Origin of the sequence: Streptomyces sp. TLI_105 (assembly GCF_900105415.1) — a bacterium.
Classification (GTDB): Bacteria; Actinomycetota; Actinomycetes; order Streptomycetales; family Streptomycetaceae; genus Streptomyces.
Genome location: NZ_FNSM01000001.1, coordinates 6,804,032 through 6,824,350 on the forward strand (window position 1 = coordinate 6,804,032; position 20,319 = coordinate 6,824,350).

The 20,319-nt window shown below is 69.6% G+C and carries 11 protein-coding genes and 2 pseudogenes; 9 read left to right on the top strand and 4 right to left on the bottom strand.

Translation table 11 applies throughout. From position 1 onward, the window contains the following. The first annotated feature begins 214 nt into the window (after positions 1–214). A complete protein-coding gene (locus BLW86_RS31185; protein ID WP_256341474.1) occupies positions 215–1,723 on the top strand; it encodes a hemolysin family protein in 1,509 nt (502 codons plus the stop codon). Next, a complete protein-coding gene (locus tag BLW86_RS31190) occupies positions 1,720–2,772 on the top strand; it encodes a hemolysin family protein (RefSeq protein WP_093877124.1) in 1,053 nt (350 codons plus the stop codon). Before BLW86_RS31185 ends, BLW86_RS31190 begins: the two co-directional genes overlap by 4 nt. 177 nt (positions 2,773–2,949) lie before the next feature. Here the strand turns inward: BLW86_RS31190 and BLW86_RS31195 are convergent, their stop codons facing one another. Both BLW86_RS31195 and BLW86_RS31200 read right to left on the bottom strand, forming a co-directional pair. Then, the gene (locus BLW86_RS31195; RefSeq protein ID WP_093877125.1) at positions 2,950–4,869 is read right to left on the bottom strand and encodes an AAA family ATPase; all 1,920 of its coding nucleotides are present in this window, start codon (positions 4,867–4,869) and stop codon (positions 2,950–2,952) included. A gap of 331 nt (positions 4,870–5,200) precedes the next feature. After that, entirely contained in the window at positions 5,201–5,830 is a 630-nt protein-coding gene (locus BLW86_RS31200; RefSeq protein ID WP_093877126.1) for a uridine kinase family protein, read from the bottom strand. A gap of 225 nt (positions 5,831–6,055) precedes the next feature. On the opposite strand from BLW86_RS31200, the gene BLW86_RS31205 reads away from it, so the two are divergent. Further along, positions 6,056–7,459, top strand: coding sequence for a peptidase C39 family protein (locus BLW86_RS31205; RefSeq protein WP_093877127.1), 1,404 nt, complete (start codon positions 6,056–6,058; stop codon positions 7,457–7,459). 822 nt (positions 7,460–8,281) lie between these two features. Continuing rightward, a complete protein-coding gene (locus BLW86_RS31210; RefSeq protein ID WP_256341723.1) occupies positions 8,282–8,821 on the top strand; it encodes an SMI1/KNR4 family protein in 540 nt (179 codons plus the stop codon). A 12-nt stretch (positions 8,822–8,833) separates the two neighbouring features. Here BLW86_RS31210 and BLW86_RS31215 read toward each other — a convergent pair. After that, positions 8,834–9,432, bottom strand: a pseudogene (locus BLW86_RS31215) (transposase family protein); the annotation flags it as partial. Positions 9,433–9,598: 166 nt separating this feature from the next. Then, the gene (locus BLW86_RS31220; RefSeq protein WP_093877129.1) at positions 9,599–10,816 is read right to left on the bottom strand and encodes an alpha/beta hydrolase family protein; all 1,218 of its coding nucleotides are present in this window, start codon (positions 10,814–10,816) and stop codon (positions 9,599–9,601) included. 170 nt (positions 10,817–10,986) lie between these two features. On the opposite strand from BLW86_RS31220, the pseudogene BLW86_RS41125 reads away from it, so the two are divergent. From BLW86_RS41125 to BLW86_RS31240, 5 genes and pseudogenes are all read left to right on the top strand, one after another. After that, a pseudogene (locus BLW86_RS41125) lies at positions 10,987–11,064 on the top strand (IS5/IS1182 family transposase); the annotation flags it as partial. Positions 11,065–11,683: 619 nt separating this feature from the next. Further along, positions 11,684–18,274, top strand: coding sequence for a DNRLRE domain-containing protein (locus BLW86_RS31225; protein ID WP_371129627.1), 6,591 nt, complete (start codon positions 11,684–11,686; stop codon positions 18,272–18,274). A gap of 31 nt (positions 18,275–18,305) precedes the next feature. Beyond that, on the top strand, positions 18,306–18,869 hold the full coding sequence (locus BLW86_RS31230) for an SMI1/KNR4 family protein (RefSeq protein WP_093877130.1): 564 nt from the start codon (positions 18,306–18,308) through the stop codon (positions 18,867–18,869). A gap of 363 nt (positions 18,870–19,232) precedes the next feature. Further along, on the top strand, positions 19,233–19,925 hold the full coding sequence (locus BLW86_RS31235; protein WP_143060286.1) for a hypothetical protein: 693 nt from the start codon (positions 19,233–19,235) through the stop codon (positions 19,923–19,925). Positions 19,926–20,085: 160 nt separating this feature from the next. After that, entirely contained in the window at positions 20,086–20,310 is a 225-nt protein-coding gene (locus BLW86_RS31240; protein WP_093877132.1) for a hypothetical protein, read from the top strand. Positions 20,311–20,319: the final 9 nt, after the last annotated feature.

Genomic DNA, 20,319 nt, shown 5'->3' on the forward strand with positions numbered 1-20,319 from the left:
CGGTCCGTCCCCCATCCGGGGCCGACCCCCTGCCCTTCGGGGCGTTCACGTGACTACTCTGGAGACGGTGGTGCCGAGCGGCACCACCGTCTCGCGTGTGCAGGGCCGCTGCCGCGGCCCGCGAGACCACCCTTCGACCCGAGGAGTGACTCCCTCCAGCAATGGACGGATCGTCCGGTAGTACCTGCGCCGCCCCCTCCCTGGAGGCGGCGACATGATCATCTCTCTTCTGCTGCTCTTCGCGGCTTTCCTCCTGATCCTCGCCAACGGCTTCTTCGTGGCCGCCGAGTTCGGCCTCGTGACCGTCGAGCGCGCCGAGGCCGAGCGGGCCGCGGCCGACGGCGACCGGCGTGCCCGCACCGTCGTCACCGCGCTGCGCGAGCTGTCCTTCCAGCTCTCCGGCACCCAGCTCGGCATCACGATCACCTCGCTGGTCGTCGGCATGCTCGCCGAGCCCGCCCTCGCCGGGCTGCTGCACGGGCCGCTCACCGCGACCGGACTGCCCGAAGGGGCCGTCTCCGGGATCTCGGTGGTGATCGGCATGCTGCTCGCCTCCGCCGTCCAGATGGTGGTCGGCGAGCTCGTCCCGAAGAACTGGGCGGTCTCCCGGCCGCTCCAGGTCGCCCGCTTCGTCGCCACCCCGCAGCGCCGCTTCTCGACGCTGTTCCGGCCGGTGATCTCCCTGCTCAACCGGGTCGCCAACCGGCTGGTACGGCTCCTGGGCGTCGAGCCCACCGAGGAGCTGGACTCGGTCCGCACCCCCGGCGAGCTCGTCTCGCTGGCCCGGCACTCCGCCCAGGCCGGCGCGCTCGAACAGGACACCGCCGACCTCTTCGTACGGACCCTGACCCTCGGCGGCCTCACCGCCGAGCAGGTCATGACCCCGCGCGTGAAGGTGAGCGCCCTCCAGTGGGACGCCACCGCGGCCGACGTCCTCAACCTCACCCGGGCCACCGGCCTCTCGCGCTTCCCGGTCTACCGCGACCGCATCGACGAGATCGTCGGCATGGTCCACCTCAAGGACGCGCTCGCCGTCACCCCGCACGCCCGCCTGCGCACCCCCGTCGGACGGATCGCGGTCCCGCCGCTCCTCGTCCCCGAGACGCTGCCCGCCCAGACGCTCCTGGAGCGGCTGCGCCGGGAGCAGCCGATCGCGGTGGTCGTCGACGAGTACGGCGGCACGGCCGGCGTCGTCACCCTGGAGGACATCGTGGAGGAGCTCGTCGGCGAGGTCCGCGACGAGCACGACACCGCCGCCGACGGGCGGCCCGAGCTGGCCGCGGCGCCCGCCGAGGACGGCCGTCCCGCCTGGGAGGCCGACGGCTCCTGCCGGGTCCACACCCTGCGCCGGATAGGCCTCGACGTGCCCGACGGGCCGTACGAGACCGTCGCCGGACTCGTCGCCGACCTCCTCGGGCGCATCCCGGCCCCCGGAGACCGGGCCGAGCTCCCCGGCTGGCGGCTCTCGGTGCGCCAGGTCGACCGCTACCGCGCCGAGCGGGTACGGATCGTCAGGACGGCCCCCGACACGGACTCGGCCGGGACATCGGCCTCCGGTCCGGACTCGTGGGCGGCGGACGCGGTCGGGGCCTCGGCCTCCGACGCGGACCGGGTGGGGGCGTCGGTCCTCGGCCCGGGCGCGGTCGGGACCTCGGTCTCCGGCCCGGGCTCGGGCGCGGCGGGCGTCGTCCCGGTGCCCGTTCCCGCGGAGGCGGGCCGATGAGCACCCTGCAACTCCTCTTCGCCGTCCTCCTGGTCCTCGCCAACGGCTTCTTCGTCGGGGCCGAGTTCGCCCTCGTCTCCGTCCGGCGCAGCCAGATCGAGCCGCTCGGAGGCGCCAGGGCCAAGCAGGTCCTGCACGGCCTGGAGAACCTGCCGCAGATGATGGCCGCCGCCCAGTTCGGCATCACCGTCTGCTCCCTGACGCTCGGCGCCGTCGCCGAGCCGACCGTCGCCCGGCTCCTCGAACCGGTCTTCCACTCGGTCGGCGTCCCGGAGGGGCTGATCCATCCGCTCGGCTACGTCATCGCCCTCGCCGCGGTCGTCTTCCTCCACCTCGTCATCGGCGAGATGGTCCCGAAGAACCTGGCGATGGCGGACCCCGAGCGCACCGCCCTCTGGCTCGCCCCCGGCCTCGTCGGCTTCGCCCGGCTCTGCCGGCCGGTCACGGCCGCGCTCGGGGCCTGCGCCCGGCTGGTCCTGCGGGCGTTCAAGGTCGAGCCGAAGGACGAGGTGGAGGCGGTCTTCACCAGCGTCCAGCTCGGGCGTCTCGTGGAGGACGCGGGCCAGGCGGGGCTGCTCGACCCGGTCGAGCAGGAGCGCCTGGAGGACGCCCTCGAACTGGGCAGCCGCCCGGTGACGGACGTCCTCATCGCCCCCGCCTCCCTCGTCACGGTCCCGCCGTCGGTCACCCCGCGCGAGATCGAGGAGCTGACCGTACGGACCGGGTACTCCCGCTTCCCGGTCCGCGCCGAGGGCCGGGCGACCTTCATGGGCTTCGTGCACGTGAAGGACGTCCTGGACCTGGAGGAGCGGGAGCGGGCGGTGCCGCAGCGGCTGTGGCGCCCCATGGCGACGCTCCGCGCGGAGCTGCCGCTGGACGACGCCCTCACCGTGATGCGCCGCGCCGCCACCCATCTGGCGCAGGTCGCGGACGGCTCGGGCCGGATCCTCGGCCTGGTCGCCCTGGAGGACGTCCTGGAGATGCTGGTGGGCGAGGTCCGCGACCCCGCGCACCGCGTCCAGCCGGTCCCGGCGCGCACGGTCCGGTAAGCCGGACAGGCCCTAGGGCCTGTCTGACAATTCCCGCCGGGTCCGGCCCGCCCGGCACGCGCGCTCGCCGCACGGCCGAAACGCCCAAGTAGCTCCGCTACAAGAGCGCCCCGGCCGCACGCCGATCGCACGCACCGAGCGACCCGGCCTGATCCGACGCGAATTGTCAGACAGGCCCTAGTAGCCCGGGGGCTCCTGCTGCGGGCCGCGGTCGACCGGACCGCGGCCCGACAGGACCTCGCCGTACGCCTGCATGAGGTCGGCGAGCCGGAGGGTGGCGAGGTCCTCCCGGCTCGGGGTCCCCGGGTATCCGGAGAGCCGCAGGTCCCGGTAGGCGCAGGACTTCTCGTACAGGGTGCGCAGGAAGCGGCCGTTGCCGAGCTCGTCGATCCAGCCCTGGTCGACGACGTGTCCGCTGATCGAGCGCAGCTCGTCGAGGGCCTCCTCGTCCCAGTTGTCCCCGTTGGCCGCCGCGAGGACCTCGCCGATGGCGGTGAGTTCCAGCGGGCGGTACGAGGGGAAGTCGACGCGGGTGGTGAAGCGGGAGGACAGGCCGGGGTTGGTGCTGAGCAGCCGGTCCATGCCCTCGGGGTAGCCGGCCAGGATGACCACCAGGTGGTCGCGGTTGTCCTCGGCCCGCTTCAGGAGCACCTGGAGGGCCTCGTCCCCGTAGGCGTCGCCCTTGCTGTAGCCGGTGTTGGAGAGCGCGTAGGCCTCGTCGACGAACAGCACGCCGCCGACCGCCGAGTCGATCAGCTCATTGGCCTTGACCGCCGTCTGGCCCAGGAACTCGCCGACCATGTCGGCCCGTTGGGCCTCCACGAGATGGTCGCCGCCGAGCAGCCCGAGGGCGTAGAAGACCCGGCCGAGGATCCTGGCGACCGTGGTCTTCCCGGTGCCCGAGGGGCCGGAGAAGACGAAGTGGCGCTTGGGCGGCTGGACCGGAAGGCCCTGCCCGGCCCGGAGCCGTGCCATCTCCAGCTGCGCCGAGAGCGCCTTGACCTGGCGCTTGACCGGTTCGAGCCCGACCATGCCCTCCAGTTCGGCGAGCGCCTCCGCGAGGAGCGCCGGATCGGTGGGGCCGGCCGGGAAGCGCGGCGGCGAGGGCTGCCCGGGCAGCGGGGCCTTCTGCCGTACGGTCTCCGGCGGTGTGACGGGGGCGGCGGGCGGCACCGGTTCGGGCGCGAGCCGCAGCCCGTCGCCGAGTCCGCCCGCCTCGGGCTCGGCGCCCGGCACGGTGTCCACCGCGTCCTGCCCCAGGCCCCCGCCGAGGGTGCCCCTCGCGACCGTCGCGAGCCCGGCCGGGTCGTCCACCCCGTCGTAGCCCTCGAAGCCGTCGTACTCGGCGATCGCCGCGAGCCGCGCCGCCGTGTCCATGAACGCCGGGTCGATCCGGTGCACGGCCCGGTAGAGGGGCAGTGCGGCGGCGCTGCGCCCGGTGCCCTCGTGGGCGCGGGCGAGCCAGTAGCGCAGCTCCTTGCGCTGCGGCTGCTCGCTGCGGCACCGCATCAGCGAGGCCGACAGGAGCGGCTCGGCCTGGCTGTACATCTCCAGGCGCACCCGGGCCATGCCGCCGAAGAGCCCGGCCTCGATGCCGAGCAGCGGGTCGTCGACGAGGGTCTCGGTGTGCCGGACGAGCTGGTCCCAGTCCTTGACGAGATAGGCGCGGCAGGCGTGCAGGAAACGCACCTGGGGGTCGGTGTCGACCGGGGGGAGGCCCGCGAGGGCCCGGTCGAGCTCCGGCACGTGGCGGCCGTCGAGCCAGTGGGAGGCGTGCGCGAGCAGCAGGTCGCGGGGGCTCTCCAGGACCGGTTGCACCCACCAGCCCAGCCAGTACCAGGAGTTGAGGGTGCGTCGGTGCCGGGTCCGCTGCTCGCCGAAGCGCTCGCGGTTGCGGTACATGCGCAGCAGCGCGGTCGTGGTGTCGGCCCGGAGCGCGTGCAGCCCGAGCCAGGCGTCCGCCATACCGGGGTCGATCCGTACCGCCGTCCGGAACTCGTCCTCCGCCTGCGGATACGCGCCCATCGTGTAGGCGTCGACTCCGCGCAGCCAGGCGAGCTCGGCCGGGGCCTGCGAGCCCTGCGTGCCGATGTCCATCGGGTCCCCCACAACCGTCATCGCATGGACGGGATTTGACCGCACCTGGGGGCATCGTACCTGCGCAGGGGGTGCGCGCTTAAGGAGAAGCGCATGATCCGGAAGCGGTGACCCTGGGTGAGCTTCAGGGGGCGCGAAGGGGGTGGAAGAGGGCTCGGAGGGGGCTCGAAGAGGGCTTCCGAGGGCAGAACGAAGCCCCCGATCACGGGGGAACAACCGGGGGCTTCGTGTCCGCGGCGGCTCCGAAAAGCCGCACATTCAGAACGTAAGACCTGTACGCCCCCTCGGTCAAGCGAAGTTGAGGGACTTGCGGAAGCGGGCTTCCACCCCCTCAGATCACGGACGGGGAGCCGTCACCGTGCGTGATGATCTGGTGCGCGCCCGCTGTCACGGCCGGCCCTGGAAGCCAGTCGTACCCCTCCTGGCACTCCCGTACCAGGGTGTCGGCGAAGGGCCGGGAGGGGTCCTCGGCGAAATGGCGAGTCTCCGCCACGGTCCAGCCGTCCCAGAAGGAGGCCTGCTCCGGACCGTCCCGCCGACGCCCGCGCGCCCAGGAATCCTCGGCTGCGCGCTCCATCCACAGCAGCCACGCCAGGAACGGCCGCACCACCCTCCGGCCGGCGCCGACGCCCTCGACGAGGACCACCGGGGCCGGGGGCAGCGCCCGCGCCTCCCCGAAGCGCCGCAGCCGCCAGTCGTACGGGCGGTAGGAGGCGGTCTCGCCCCGGGAGAGCGGCTCCAGGACCTGCTCCCGCAGCCGGCCGGTCCACGCGAAGAGCTCCTCGTGCGTGGCGAGGTCGTCGAGGTGCAGGACGGGGGCGTCGTCGAGGGCGGCGGACAGCCGGGCCGCCAGGGTGGACTTGCCGGAGCCCGCGTGGCCGTCGACCGCCACCAGCCGGACCGGTCCGCAGGAGGGCGGCAGCCGGAGCAGCGCGTGGGCCGCGCGGTCGAGGTCGTTCATGGGCCCAGCGTAGGGGAGCGGGGGACCGCCGCAGGTCAGCGAGGTACCGCCGCCAGTGGTGGAGACCAATATTGGTGCGGCGACGCGAGCCGAAGTGCTGGCGGAGGCCCCGCGGAAGCCGGGATAGTGGGCCCGCGCAGCCCCGCCCGTCCACCGGTGCGGAGGCGGTACACCCTGCCTCGGCACTGTCGTACGCCCACCGTTCTCGACTGGGGGTCACCGCCCATGACCAGCTCCACCCCACGCAGAACCGTCCTCGCCGCGGCGCTCGCGGCCGCCGCGGGAACGGCCGCCGCCGGTCCCGCCACCGCCGCGGACCCCGCCACCGCCGCCTGCCCCGACCGCACCGCCTCCGACTGCGCGGCCGACGGCGCCGAGCGGGGCCACGCCCCCGCCGCCGGGCTCGTCGACAACCGCTTCTGGTCCTCGTACACGGACTGGAGGTGCGGTGCGACGGCCGGTACGAAGGCGGTCGCCGGCCTCCGGCCCGGCCTGGTCCTCGCCACCCCCGCCGGGCGCGTCGACTACACCGACCCGCACACCGGCCGCACCTCCGCCTGGGAGTACGCGAGCTGGACCTCGCCCGTCCACACCCCGGCCGTGCCCGCCACCGAGGTCATCGCCTCCTGGAACGCCGTCACCCCGCCCGGCACCTGGCTCCAGGTCGAACTGTCCGGCACGTACTCCGACGCCACCGCCACCCCCTGGTACGTGCTCGGCCGCTGGGCCTCCGGCGACGGCGACATCCGCCGCACCTCGGTCGACGACCAGACCGACGGCAGGAGCACCGTCTGGACCGACACCTTCGCGATCGACGACGCCGCGAGCGGCCTGCGGCTGCGCTCGTACCGGCTGCGCCTCACCCTCCACCGCACCCCCGGGACCGACCTCACCCCGACCGTCTGGCGGATCGGCGCCATGGCCTCGGACATCCCGGACCGCTTCACCGTCCCGGCCACCGAGCCGGGCCTCGACCACGAGCTGGACGTTCCGCGCTACTCGCAGAACACCCACGTCGGCCAGTACCCCGAGTACGACAACGGCGGCGAGGCCTGGTGCAGCCCGACCTCCTCCCAGATGATCGTCGAGTACTGGGGACGCCGCCCCTCCGCCGAGCAGCTGGCCTGGGTGAACCCGGCCTTCGCCGACCCGCAGGTCTGCCACGCCGCCCGCTTCACCTACGACCACCAGTACCAGGGCTGCGGCAACTGGCCCTTCAACGCCGCCTACGCGGCCACCTACCCCGACATGAACGCCGTGGTCACCCGGCTGCGCTCGCTCACGGAGCTCGAATCGCTGGTCCGCGTCGGCATCCCGGCCATAACGTCCCAGTCCTTCCGCAAGGAGGAGCTGACCGGAGCCGGGTACGGCACCTCGGGCCACCTGATGACCGTCATCGGCTTCACGGCGGACGGCGACGTCATCGCCAACGACCCCGCCTCCCCCAGCAACGAGGCCGTCCGCCGGGTCTACCGGCGGCGCGAGTGGGAGAACATCTGGCTGCGCACCAAGCGGTACGACGCGAACGGCAAGGTCAGAAGCGGTACGGGCGGTGTCTGCTACCTCTACTGGCCGGTCAAGCCAGCACCAAGTCAGCACCGCGCGCTGCAGGCGCTCGGCCTGGTGTGAGCATGTGCGGCCCGACGGTCGTCTCCACGACCTGACGGCAGCGCTCCTGGCCGTCCTGCGTGAGGTGGCCGTACCGGTCCACCGTGGCCTTGACCGACCGATGTCCGAGCCGGCGAGACACCTCGTGAATGGACACTCCGTTGGTCAGCGAGCCTTTCCAACCTCAGCTTGAGCAGATCAAGTGGCAGGACGGCCGGAGGATGCGACGCCGCCTCGCTGAACTCCATTGTCGGCGGCGAGCGCTTGACTCGCGGGCATGGACGACGAGCAGCTTCTGACCGCCGTGGCCGAGATCCTGTGGCCGGGCCTCTGTGACCTGGCCTGCCGTGAGCACAGGCTTGCGCCAGGTCAGGTCTGCCTTCCCGTCTCCGGTCACGCTGACCCGGGCAACCTCGTCGAGACGCTTTCCGACCGATACGGCGAGCCGTTGGCCGATGCCGGCCGACTGCCGTCGCTTCCTTTGTCTGGGCAGATCGGCTGGAGGTGTGCCTGGCCGTTCAGTGAGCGTTTTCAGCTTCGCCACTCCAGGGTGACGCCGTGGCCCTCGCTTGAGCCCTGGAAGCTCCTCGGGTGGGCCCACCGGGCACAGGGGGTTGTCTGTGAAAAGTCGTGGGCGGTCACTTCGCTGAGGGGCCGGCCCTGCGCTTCGGGGCGGGAGATGATCGCGGGGAGGGATGGAACACATGCTCGAAGTGCCATCCCTGCAAGGTTCTCCCGCCGGTACTTCCCCACCTCCGCAGTGGCGTAGTCGGACGGAGACATCCCTGTAGAGAGGACAGAGGGCATAGGGCGATGAGTGTGGCTGAGAGTTGGTCGCGTGTGATGAGTCTTCTCCGGGAGCACGCCCCGGCCGATCACGCGGATCTGCCAGGGCCCGCTACGGAGGAGACGCTCGCGGCAGCCGAGGAACGGATGGGTATCTCCCTGCATGGGGACCTGCGGACGTGGCTGTTGCAGAACAATCTGGATCTGCCAGAGGAAGATTTCGACGATGACGTAATGTGCTGCGGCTTCGACGGGTTCCCCGACGAGGGAAGCTTCTTTCTGGGCATCCGGGCGATGGAGAGGCTCTACGCGAACCGCTCCACGTCCTGCGGATTCGACCCTCCGGACCAGCCGGACAATCCGTTCTGGCGTAACGAGTGGATCCCGTTCCTGTCGGACCAGGACGGCTGGATGGGAAAGTTCATCGATGTGCGGGACGGGCGCGTCGGCCGCTGGTTCGTGGGTGGCCCCACGGTCACGGGCGAGTACGAATCGATGGCCCTGTATTTCGACTCTGTGGCGGAGACGCTGACGAGGATCGCCGATGGAGGCTCCCCGGTCTGTCGGTTCGCCGAAGGTCGACTTGTCTGGTCGTGAGACGGTTCCCATGATTGTCTGCTGGGTTGTGGTGAGGTCCTGGCCGGGAAGCCGTCTGATGGGCGTGGTCACCCAGGGGCCGGCCCCGATGTAGGCGCGGTCGGCGAGCACGGGCAAGCCCTGGCGTTCGCAGATCCGGATGATGTGGTGGGTGCGGGCCGCGGCCAGGTCGTGAGTGCGGCCGGGCGGCGCGGGTGAGACCCACAGCTTGCCCGCGGGATCGGCCACGACCTGCACGTTCACGCCATGACGGCGGTGCTTCTGGGAAAGTCGGCCCGGCCGTCGCCGACGCGGTCGCACTCGGCGGGTGTTCCGTCGAGCAGGACGTGATCAGGATCCGTCTTCCGCAGGACCCGCAGCAGTCCGGGCGCCCGGCGGGACAGGTGATCGACGACGGCTGGGACGTAGGCGTGGGCGGTCCCGACGGATATGCCGAAGCCGGCGGCGATCTGCGTGAGCGTGTCGTGACGACGAAGGTGGACCAGGCCCACGAGGGCGCGCTGGTGGGGCGGGAGCTTGCAGCGGCGGTTACCCTCACGGGTGACGATGAGCATGGATACCCACTCGACCAGGGCGTGCGGCAGGTCGAGTGCGGCAGGATAGGGAACCAACGAGGCTCCTGCGCTGAAGAGTTGAGACGTCGAACACCTCTCTCAACGGCACGGGAGCCTCGTGCGTTGCGGGACGCTAGCCCGTCACCCGATCAGTGGCCACTCTGAAAGAGCTCACTGTTCCCTCAAGCGCCTGCGACGGACCTCGGCACAACGGCTCCGGGACTCACGGGAGGAACGTCACAGCCGGGAAGGCCGGGGACGGCCCGTCGAGCAGGTGCCCCCGACGGTGGCGCAGGTGCTCGTCGAAGAACGCGAGCGGGTACGCCTGCTGGATCTTCACCGCCTGGTCAGGGTCGAGGGTGCCGATCACGCTCTGGAGCTGCTGCCCACTCCACCCCAACAACTTCGCCACCTGCGGGAACAGCGCCTCGTTGTCGCCGTACGAGACGTGGGCGGCGCCCTGGGCCTGGATGTTGAGCCGCCAACCCCGCAGGTGCGACCAGAATGCGGCGGCCTCAGGATCCGTGGCTCGGGTGAACACGGCGGACATCATCATGAACGGCCGGTCCATGTCGCCGGCCAGCGGCGGATTCATCTGCATCGGACCGTCCAGGCTCAGCCCGGCCCGGATGCGCTCGTCCGCGAGCGTGGCGCAGGCGGTTGCCGTCCCGCCCTTCGACCAACCGAACGCGCCCATGCGCCGCGGGTCGAGGGAGCCGAGCAGCCCGGCCGGCAGCGCTCGCTGGTCGACGTCCGGATTGCACCCGGCGGCCAGCTGCTCGACGCAGTCGAAAACGAAGCGCAGATCCGCGGCGAAATCCCCAGGCAGTGTCGGCGCGTTCCGGTCGCGCAGCGGGACGGCGACCCGGCCGTCAGGGAAATCGGTGTACGTGTCGTACTGGTGAGCCACCGTCACCACCGCGTATCCGTGGCTGGCGAGCTCTTGGACCATGATGGTGTGGTCGCCCTGGTGGCTGTGCGCGCCGTGTGAGAACACGACCACGGGCAGTCGTCGGCCCGGCCGCAGCACCGGAGCGCCCACGTGGCCGACGGTCAGCGGCGCCAGCGGGACCAGGGCGCTGAACCCCACGTCGGCGAGGAACGCCTGAAGGGCGCCCGGCGGCATCCAAGGCGCCACCGGGTACCGCTCGACGTTCCGGGCGGGATACCAGACGGTGGTCATCAGCTCGCGGAAGTGCCCGGGTCCCGCGATGTCGTCCGGGCGCGACCGGTCGACGAGGCGCAGCCGGACCGTGCCCACCGGGTGCGGCCCGGTGGGCACGGGCAGCGTGAGCCGCTTCGGGGCGGGCGCCCCCGGGGCTTCCGCCCACGCGGGGCCGGCGACGGCGGCAAGCGGCACTGCTGCCCCGGTGGCCAGCGCGGCCCCCAGCACGCGGCGGCGCGTCACGCCCTTCCGGCTGATGAACGGTGTGGTGGTCAAGGTCCCTCCCGCGGTGGCGGATCGTCGATCGTGCCGTGACGGCCAGTCCGTGGGCACAGAGGAACGCTGTCATCCACCCCTCGTGTGCAGCATCAGCCCACGGTTTGATCACTCCGCGCGGGCATCAACCCACGGGCTTACAGCCCGGGGTAGACACGGTCAGCGGTGACTTCCTCAGAGCCCGCATCAGCCCCAACCGCATGACCGTCATCACCAAAGCCGTCCTCACCCTGGAGAGACGACGCTGAAAACGCTCACCGACCCGTAGCACCCGATTCCGATGCCGGTGGACTTCTGCGGGCACTGGTTCATGGGCTGCTCCGGGAACGTGGAGCTGGACGCTGCCGCGGAACCCCTGCACCGCGGTCGACTGTCTCCCGCGGCGTCGCCGGTTGCGCCGAGGTCGGCAAGGACGGCCTTCCGGGCCAGACCCTTGCGGTGGGCCCCCGCGTCGCCTGTCAGGCCGCGTATGGAGCGGGGCGGCGACCCGTCGGGCGGCCTTGGAACCGGGAAGCCGCACGAGGCGCGGGGCTCGGAGCGATAACCCTCGTGTCGGCCTGCGGCGGCCAGAAGGAGCCTGCCGGCTCCGCGGCCTCTGTCGCGGCTGACTCCGAACCGGGCGACCACGAGGCCAAGGGCAGCTCCGCGTCGGCGAGCCCATCTGTCTCCGCCTCCGCCACCACCTCCCCCTCGGCCTCGGTCTCCGCATCACCCTCCGCGTCCAAGTCCCCGTCTGCCTCCGCAGAGCCGTCCGGAAGCCCGGCCCCGAAGGTCAAGCCCGCAGGCGCCACGGCCGGCGGCGGGACGGGCGGCGGGTCCGGAGTGCAGACGTCCGAGCCCGCCGCGGCGCCGGACTTTCCCGTGCCCGTGAACATCGGCAATGCCACGCAGGTCATCACGGTCAAGGTCGGCGGCTCGTACGCCACCGTCACCGCGTGGCAGAAGGGCTCCTCTGGCTGGAAGGCACAGTTCTCCACGAGTGCCGGACGCGTGGGCTCCCATGGTGTCGTGGACGGCGCGACCCGCAGGCAGAGCACGTACACCACGCTCTCCTCGCAGCAGCCGACCGTCAACCACGACGGCCTGGTCTCCGGCAAGGCGCAGACCTGGCTGAGTGTCGGCAACAACTCCGGCACGTACGGCAAGACCCGCGCCGTCCTGAAGTTCCCCACCACATCCATCCCCACCACCGCCACGGTGCTGGAGAACAAGCTGTACATGTGGGGCGCGGAGACCACCAGCACCACCAGCGGCGCGGTCTACGAACTCCACTCGCTCACGCGGGACTTCACCGAGACCCAGGCGACCTGGAACAACGCCACCTCGACCACCCCGTGGACCACGGCGGGCGGCGACTTCTCCGCCACCGTCTCCGACACCGTCGCGCAGATCACCGACGAGGTCGGCCGCCACTGGTGGGACGCCACCGGTCTCATGCAGTCCTGGGTGCGCACCCCCGCCAACAACAAGGGCGTCCTGGTCAAGCTGAAGGACGAGACCACCACCGGCCCACAGGAACGCACCCTGTTCCTGTCGGCGGAGGCGTCCGACCCGCAGCTGCGCCCGTACATGCAGGTCATCTACGTCGACTCGACGACCGAGGACACGTACTACGCGCCCACGACTCCCTCGCGGATGACGCCGAACTCGCAGTACACCGTCGAGTTCACCGTCACCAACACCACCGCCACCGCGTGGGCCGCCGGTGAGCGCCAGTTGTCGTACACCTGGAAGCTGCCCGACGGCACGGACGTCACCACGGGCGGAAACCAGCTGTCCACCACGATCCCGGCCCTGCTGCCGGGCAAGTCGGTCACCGTCCAGGCGCAGGTCAAGACCCCCATCAACTCTGACTCCGGCAGCAAGCGGACCGAGTACGTCCTGGGCTGGGACATCCGCAAGGCGTCCGACGGCAGCTGGCTGTCCGCCGGCACAGGCGCGATCCCTTCGCTGAAGCAGAACGTAGCGGTCGAGGACCCCACTTCCAACACTCTGGGCCTGGAGAAGTTCTACTCCTACACCGGTCAGAGCACGGGCGCCGGGTCGTCGTTGTCCAGCAACTTGGCGTACGGCAACACGGTCTGGCAGTACAACGCGTTCAGCAACCCGGGCCGCGGTCTGAGCACGTTCTTCCGCATGGCCTACAACTCGCTCGACACCTCCGACACGGTCTCAGGGCACGGTTGGTCGATGCAGGCCTCCGGCCCGGTTCGGCTGGGCGCTCCGCTGGAGTTCCACCCCAAGCCGAACCCGACCGAGATCCGCCTGCCCGATGGTGACGGCACCACGCACGTCTTCCGCTGGGACGCGGCGAACAGCACCTGGAAGGCTCCCGCGGGAGTCCACTACAAGCTGACCGCCAAGGCCGGTCTGGACTGCACCCCGCTCAAGGACCCCGTCCCCGACGCCTGGACCCTCACCCGTCCCGACGGCACCCGGTTCCTGTTCGGCTGCGACGGCTACCTGACCTCCACGGTGGACAAGAACGGCAACACCATGCTGTTCACCTATGAGGAACGGAAGTCCAACAACAAGCCCACGAAGTTCCTCAAGTACGTCACGGATCCCGCGGGCCGTAAGACGCTCACCGTCGACTACTGGACGAAGGGCCAGTCCGGCTACCAGTACGTCAACGACGCCGGCGTCCTGACCACGGACTCCGGAAACCTGAACAACTCGAAGATCTACGACCACATCAAGTCGGTCACGGACGTCTCCGGGCGCCGGATCGAGTTCCACTACACCACCAAGGGCCTGCTGGGCCGGATCACCGACGGTGCCGGCTCGACGCAGCCGAAGGCGTTCGCGTTCACCTACGACGCCACCCAGGGCAACAAGAACGTCAAGCTCGTGAGGGTCGACGACCCGCGCGGCAACGGCACCAGGCTGTCCTACTACGCGCCGCAGGCGGGTGACGACCCGAAGTACCACTGGTGGACGAAGACGGTCACCGACCGCCGCAACGGCGCCACCGGCTTCACCTACGCGGCCGACACCGCCAACCCCACGTTCACCGCCACCCGTGTCACCGACCAGCTGAACCGGACGACCGCCTTCACGGCGGACGACTTCGGCCGCCCGGTCCAGACGGTCAACGCCAAGTCCCAGACCACCAAGATGAACTGGGACGCCGACAACAACGTCACGTACCTGGAGGAGGCCAACGGCGCCAAGACCGCGTACTGCTACGACCAGAAGACCGGCTACCCGCTGTGGATGCGGGACGCCGAGAACAACAAGGCCGGAGTGCCTTCCCAGTCGGAGTGCGCCCCGGGCACGTTCCCGGCGAACTCGGCCCGGTACACCTACCAGACACGTCTGGACGGCTACTCCGCCGACCTGTTCACCAAGTCCTCCCCGGAGGGCCGTACCTGGAACTTCACGTACGACTCCTTCGGCAACCTGAAGACGGTCACCGACCCCAAGGGCGTTTCGACCGCTACGGCAGGTGACTACACCACCTCGTACACGTACGACTCCTACGGTCAGCTGACCAAGGCGACGGACGCCAACGGCAACCCGACGACGAACAGTGACTTCGGGCCCACCGGCTATCCGGCGACCATTACGGACGCGCTGAACAATCCGACGACGTACGTCTACGACGAGCTCGGCCAGGTCACGCAGGTCACCGACGCCTTGGGCAAGAAGTCCACGCAGACCTACGATGTCTTCGGCCGTCCGCTGGTCCACACCGTGCCCAAGGACCAAGCGGCGGGCGAGCTGATCACCGCGCCCGCGCCGGAATACGACGCGAACGACAACGTCATCCGGACCACGGCACCGAACGGCGCCGTTTCCTCAGCGGTGTACGACGAGGCCGACCAGATCACCTCGGCGTCCGCACCGAAGGACACCAGCACGTCCAGCGACCACACCTCGACGTACACCTACGACGGGGTGGGCAACCTCAAGACGGTCACCGAGCCCAAGGGCACGCTGACCACTACGGACGCGACGGACTACACCACCACCAACACCTTCGACGAGATCTACCAGCTCACCTCCGTGACCAACGCCGCGGGTGACAAGATCTCGTACGAGTACGACAACGTCGGCAACACCGTCGCGGTCGTCGACCCGCGGAAGAACACCACCGCGGACGCGACGGACTACACGACCAAGACCACCTTCGACCTGAACCACCGGCTCACGGAGGTCAAGGACGCCGCGGGCAAGGTCACCAAGCGCTCCTACGACAAGGATTCGCTGGTCCTCTCCACCACGGACGCCGAGAACAACACCCGAACCGTCACCTACGACGAGCGCGGAAAGCCGAAGGAGACCAAGACGCCGCACACCGGCACCTCGCCGGTCCTGTACCGCACCACGCAGTACGAATACGACCAGGTGGGCAACACCACCAAGGTGATCACGCCGCGCGGTCTCGCCACCGGCGCCGCCGACGACTTCACCCAGCGCACCGAGTACGACGCGCTGAACCGCGCGGTCAAGCGCTTCCAGCCGTACGACCCGGCGGACGGTCGCTACAACAACCCGAACGTCTACACGCAGACCGTGTTCGACACGGTCGGCCGGGTGGCCAAGGTCTCCTTGCCGCCGTCCGCGGGGCAGTCGTTCCGCAACGACACCACGTACAGCTACTTCGACAACGGCTGGACCAAATCGTCCACCGATCCGTGGGACATCGTCACCACCTACGAGTACAACGAGCTGGGCAAGCAGACCAAGCGCACCCTGACCTCGGCGGGCGGTTCCTCGGACCGCACGATGGCATGGACGTACTACCCGGACGGAAAGCTGAAGTCCAAGTCGGACGACGGCGTCCCGGTGGGCAAGTCGGTGGTCCTGGTGGACAACTCCGACACCCAGAACACCGCCTCTGCGGGCACCTGGGCCACCGGTAACCTCCCGGGCCAGCAGGGCTACGACCACCGCACTCACGCGACGGGCGCCGGCACCGACTCCTTCACCTGGACGCTCAACGTCCCCAAGGACGGAACGTACACCGCGTACGTGAAGTACCCGAAGGTGACGGGTGCGGCGACCTCGGCGACGTACACCCTGGCGCAGGGCGCCACCACGCACCCGGCAGTGGTCAAGAACCAGACCACCGGCGACGGCACTTGGGTGAGCCTCGGCTCGTACAGCCTCAAGCAGGGCGGCGACGCCACGCTGAAGCTGGCGCAGAGCAGCACCGGCATCGTCGTCGCGGATGGCGTGAAGCTGGTCCGGGACACCTCGGGCGAGACCGACACCGAGAAGCGCACCTTCACCTACGGCTATGACGCCAACGCCAATCTGACCTCGATCGACGACACCTCGTCGGGCGCGGCGATCGACGCCTACAGCGTCGTCTACACCGGCCTGAACCAGGTACAGAAGGTCACCGAGGCACTGTCCGGCCAGGACAAGAACGTGACGTCGTACACATACGACGTCAATGGCCGTCCTGACACGGTCACGCACCCCCGGCAGTTCTCGAAGTACACGTACGACCTGCGCGAGCTGGTAAAGACCGTCGCGGTCGGCACCTCCGCCTCGGACGCTTCGCCCAAGCTTTCGTCGTACACCTACACGGACCGCGGCCAGAAGCTGAAGGAGACCAAGGCAAACGGCAACACCGTCGATTACACGTACTACCTCGACGGTGTGCTGAAGACGACGGCGGAGAAGAAGAGCAGCGGCACGCTCGTCTCCTCGCACACCTACGCCTACGACGCCAACGGCAACAAGGCCCAGGACGTCGCACGGAAGATGAACGCCGCAAACCACGCGGCGTACCTCGACTCGACGACGGACTACACCTACGACCCGGCGGACCGCATCGCCGCCGTCACCAAGACCGGCAACGGCTCGGGCACCGAAACGTACGTCCACGACGACAACGCCAACGTCATCAGCCAGAACGTGCGCGGCGTGCCGAGCACCTTCACGTACGACCGCAACCGGCTGCAGTCCTCGGTGACCTCTGGTTCCGAGTTCCGTTACACCTACGACCCGTTCGGCCGGCAGGAGTCCGTCACCAACGGCGGCCGGATCATCGAGCGGAACGTGTACGACGGCTTCGACCACGTGGTCGAGTCGCAGAAGATGGACGACGCGGGCGCGATGCGGTCGACGACGTTCACCTTCGACCCGCTCGACCGCACGGCGTCGAAGACCGCCGCCGGCAAGACCACGGACTACGACTACCTCGGCATCTCGGGTGAGGTCCTCGGCGAGGAGGTCGCCGGCCGACTGACCAAGTCGTACCAGTACAGCCCGTGGGGCGAGCGGCTGTCGCAGATCACCCACAACACCGACGGCACGAGCGAGGACGCCTTCTACGGCTACAACTCGCACACCGACGTCGAGACGCTCACCGACAAGAACGGCGACACCAAGGCGACGTACGGCTACACCGCGTACGGCGACGCCGACCAGTCCGAGTTCACCGGGATCGACAAGCCGGACACGGCGAACCCGGACGCCGAGGGCTACAACCCGTACCGCTTCAACGGCAAGCGCTGGGACCCCTCGTCCGGAACCTATGACATGGGATTCCGCTCCTACGACCCCGGGCTGAACCGCTTCACCACCCGGGACATGTACAGCGGCGCACTGTCGGACATGAGCCTGGGTGCGGACCCGTTCACCGGAAACCGGTACGCCTTCACCGGTGGCAACCCCACCAGCCGGGTCGAGGTGGACGGCCACCACGACCGGTGCGAGACCGGCATCGGCCCGGGCTGTATGGCAGACCTGGATCGGAACATCAGCTCCGGCACTTCCCAGACCGGGCGGGGCAGCCTGCTCGGCGGCCTGCTGGGCCTCGCGCTGGACGGCCTCATCGCTCAGCTGCAGTCGCTGTCCGGTGAGGACCCCAGCGGCAGCGGCACCACGACCGACAATCGTGGCGGCGACTGCCGTAAGGGCGGCAAGGGGTGGGTGGACATGAAGCCCACCGACAGCAGTGCCGGAGGCCGGTCGACCGGTGTCACCGCGTGCCTTGACAGCGCATATCTGAAGGCCAACAAGGGCTCACCCGCCGTGCAGAAGCGCTCCACCGGCTACCGCTGGGCTCAGGACCAGGCCTCGAGCTGGGGCTACACGCCGGCGACTTATTGGGTCAACGCGTGCCACCTGCTGGCCAAGGAACTGACGGGCACCGGTCGGGACGCCCGGAACCTGTCCACCTGCGCACGTCCCGCCAACGCCTACACCACCGGCGATACGCGGATGGAGTACAACTTCCGGTATTACGAGCGCCTGGTGAGGGAGAACGTAGATGCCAATCGTGTAGTGCAGTACAGCGTCACGCCGAATTACTTCGATGGCGACGTGACCATTCCGCAGTCGTGGACGTTCGAGGCTACGGTCTGGTACGAGGACGGCAGCTCGTCGACCCTGATCAACAACCAGGAGGTCTGGAACCAGTACACGAACTGGGACGACAACCTCGGAGGCCAGGTCGACGACGACGGCTACACGACCCCTCGGGCAGGTACGCCATGACATCTACAACGAGTGAGGAGAGGATGGGGACGTGAGCCTTGACGACCTGACCGGCATGATGCCGCCCCACGAAGGAGCCGGCGCGGCCATCGACTGGGAAGCTGCGGAGCGCGCCTATGGCGTGGCCTTCCCCAGTGACTACCGAGCCTTCATGGCGCGGTTCGGGGCCGGTACGATCGAGAACTACCTCACCGTGCTGGCACCCGAGATGTCCGAGGACGGCCTGGCCGAGGGACCCATGGTGTTCATCACAGATGACGCCCGCGGTACCTGGGAGGACGAGCCAGGGCCGCTGGACGTTCCGGCCGAACGGCTGCTGGCCTGGGGCTGCGACGACACGGGTGACCTGCTGTGCTGGCTGACCCAGGGCGACGTGCCGGAGGCATGGCCCGTGGTGATCTACAACCGCGGTGATGACGCCTGGCGTGTGGTCGACTGCGGGCTCGTCGAGTTCCTGCGCCGGATCCTCCGGGCCGAGTTCGACGAGCTGCCGCTTTCCGGCACGACACTGTGGGGTGAGAACGCCGCACGCTTCCTGACGCAAGCAGAGGAAGCCCGCATCAAGGCGGCTGGCCAGGACCCCTGGGCCGACTGACGCCGCTGACGGTGCCGCCGATCGCTTTTCCGCGGTCGGCGGCACCGCCGCATACACCGTTCGTATTCATCTCTGCGGGCGATGGTCGGCCTGCGGGCACCGGCCCGCGTTGCAGGCACTCACGGACATAGGACGAAGTGGAAAAGACATGCAGATACACAAGCCCGGATGTGAGCAATGAAGGGCCGGCTCTTGTGGCCTGCGGCAGGCCTGGCCATCCTCACCGCGCTGACCGGCTGCGGAACACAGCAGACCCCGGGCCCGAGGGCCGCGTCCGTGAAAGCCCCCACACCGGCCACGGAGGCATCGAAGGCCTCAGAGAACAGCAGCCCGGCAGACCTACTGGCGCGGGCCGAGGCGGCCATGGACGCCCAGAACGGGTGGACCTTCGCAGTAACGGGCAAGGAGTCACTCAAACAGACCGGCGCACCGGAGGAGCAGGCCAGTGCAGCCTCGTACTCCGCCGTGGTGGAGCGAACCGGCAGGCCCCGGGCTTTGCACCAGAACGGCACGGTTCTCAGCAAGGGAAAGCGGAAGTCTGAGGAGGTGTTCGCCGCGGACGGCACTGGATACGTGCGGGAAGGCGCCCCCGGAACTCCATGGGTCAAGGGGCCCCTGACCGACCCGGAGATCGCCGCCAAGGTGGAGGACCCGCTGGCCGCGCTGGCCTCTTTCACCACTTACATCGAGCGGAACGAGCGGATCGAGGTCACCAGGACCAATGGTGAGATAAAGCTCCAGATGCGGATCCCTGCTGGACGCCTAGCCGACAGGGCGAAACGACCCGCCATCGCGAAGGCCGCCCACGAGTTCCAGCCCACCTTGGACGAGCTGCGCGCGGCCGGCGTCACGGCGGACGAGGAGCGAATCGTATTGGCAGGGTTCGAGGAGACGCTCACCCTGGACGCGCGCACCTATCGGATGACTTCCTATCGGTTTTCCTTCGGGTTCGCCATCCCGCACCAGGGTCGACAGATCCGATACAAGCAGGAATTCCTGGCGGACACACGAGGTGCCTTCACCGGACGGATCGAGATTCCCAACGCTGTCCGTTGACCCCACCTCATTGAGATGTGGCGGTGATCACAGAGCGGACCCGTGATGATCCGGCCCCCGGTTCCGCTGGGTTCCCGGGAGGGCGTGGGGAATCCGCGGTCCTCCCCGAGGACCCAGGGACCGGGGGAACGCACCGGTTCATACACGAGGGGTGGGGCCGATGGACCGAGTCAGCCGCATGCCGCGGGCCGCCGACATGGGCGGCCATGCCTCCGGGTTCGCCTCCCGCACGGCCGCGAGGACGCGGCTCCCCAAGGTGGTCAACCGCTTCGAGCCGGGCCCCGGCGAATCCGTTCACGCGCTCTTCCCGCTGGTCCCGCGTCTTCCGAAGAGCCTGCCGTTGTCCCGGGGGACGGCCGACGGCCTGCGACTTCCCGCCGCGTAGGGTGATGCG

Bases quoted from the DNA above. Each gene is read 5' to 3' on its own strand.
- BLW86_RS31185 (WP_256341474.1), top strand. From the start codon at position 215: ATGATCATCTCTCTTCTGCTGCTCTTCGCGGCTTTCCTCCTGATCCTC.
- BLW86_RS31190 (WP_093877124.1), top strand. From the start codon at position 1,720: ATGAGCACCCTGCAACTCCTCTTCGCCGTCCTCCTGGTCCTCGCCAAC.
- BLW86_RS31195 (WP_093877125.1), bottom strand. From the start codon at position 4,869: ATGGACATCGGCACGCAGGGCTCGCAGGCCCCGGCCGAGCTCGCCTGG.
- BLW86_RS31200 (WP_093877126.1), bottom strand. From the start codon at position 5,830: ATGAACGACCTCGACCGCGCGGCCCACGCGCTGCTCCGGCTGCCGCCC.
- BLW86_RS31205 (WP_093877127.1), top strand. From the start codon at position 6,056: ATGACCAGCTCCACCCCACGCAGAACCGTCCTCGCCGCGGCGCTCGCG.
- BLW86_RS31210 (WP_256341723.1), top strand. From the start codon at position 8,282: ATGAGTCTTCTCCGGGAGCACGCCCCGGCCGATCACGCGGATCTGCCA.
- BLW86_RS31235 (WP_143060286.1), top strand. From the start codon at position 19,233: ATGGACGCCCAGAACGGGTGGACCTTCGCAGTAACGGGCAAGGAGTCA.
- BLW86_RS31240 (WP_093877132.1), top strand. From the start codon at position 20,086: ATGGACCGAGTCAGCCGCATGCCGCGGGCCGCCGACATGGGCGGCCAT.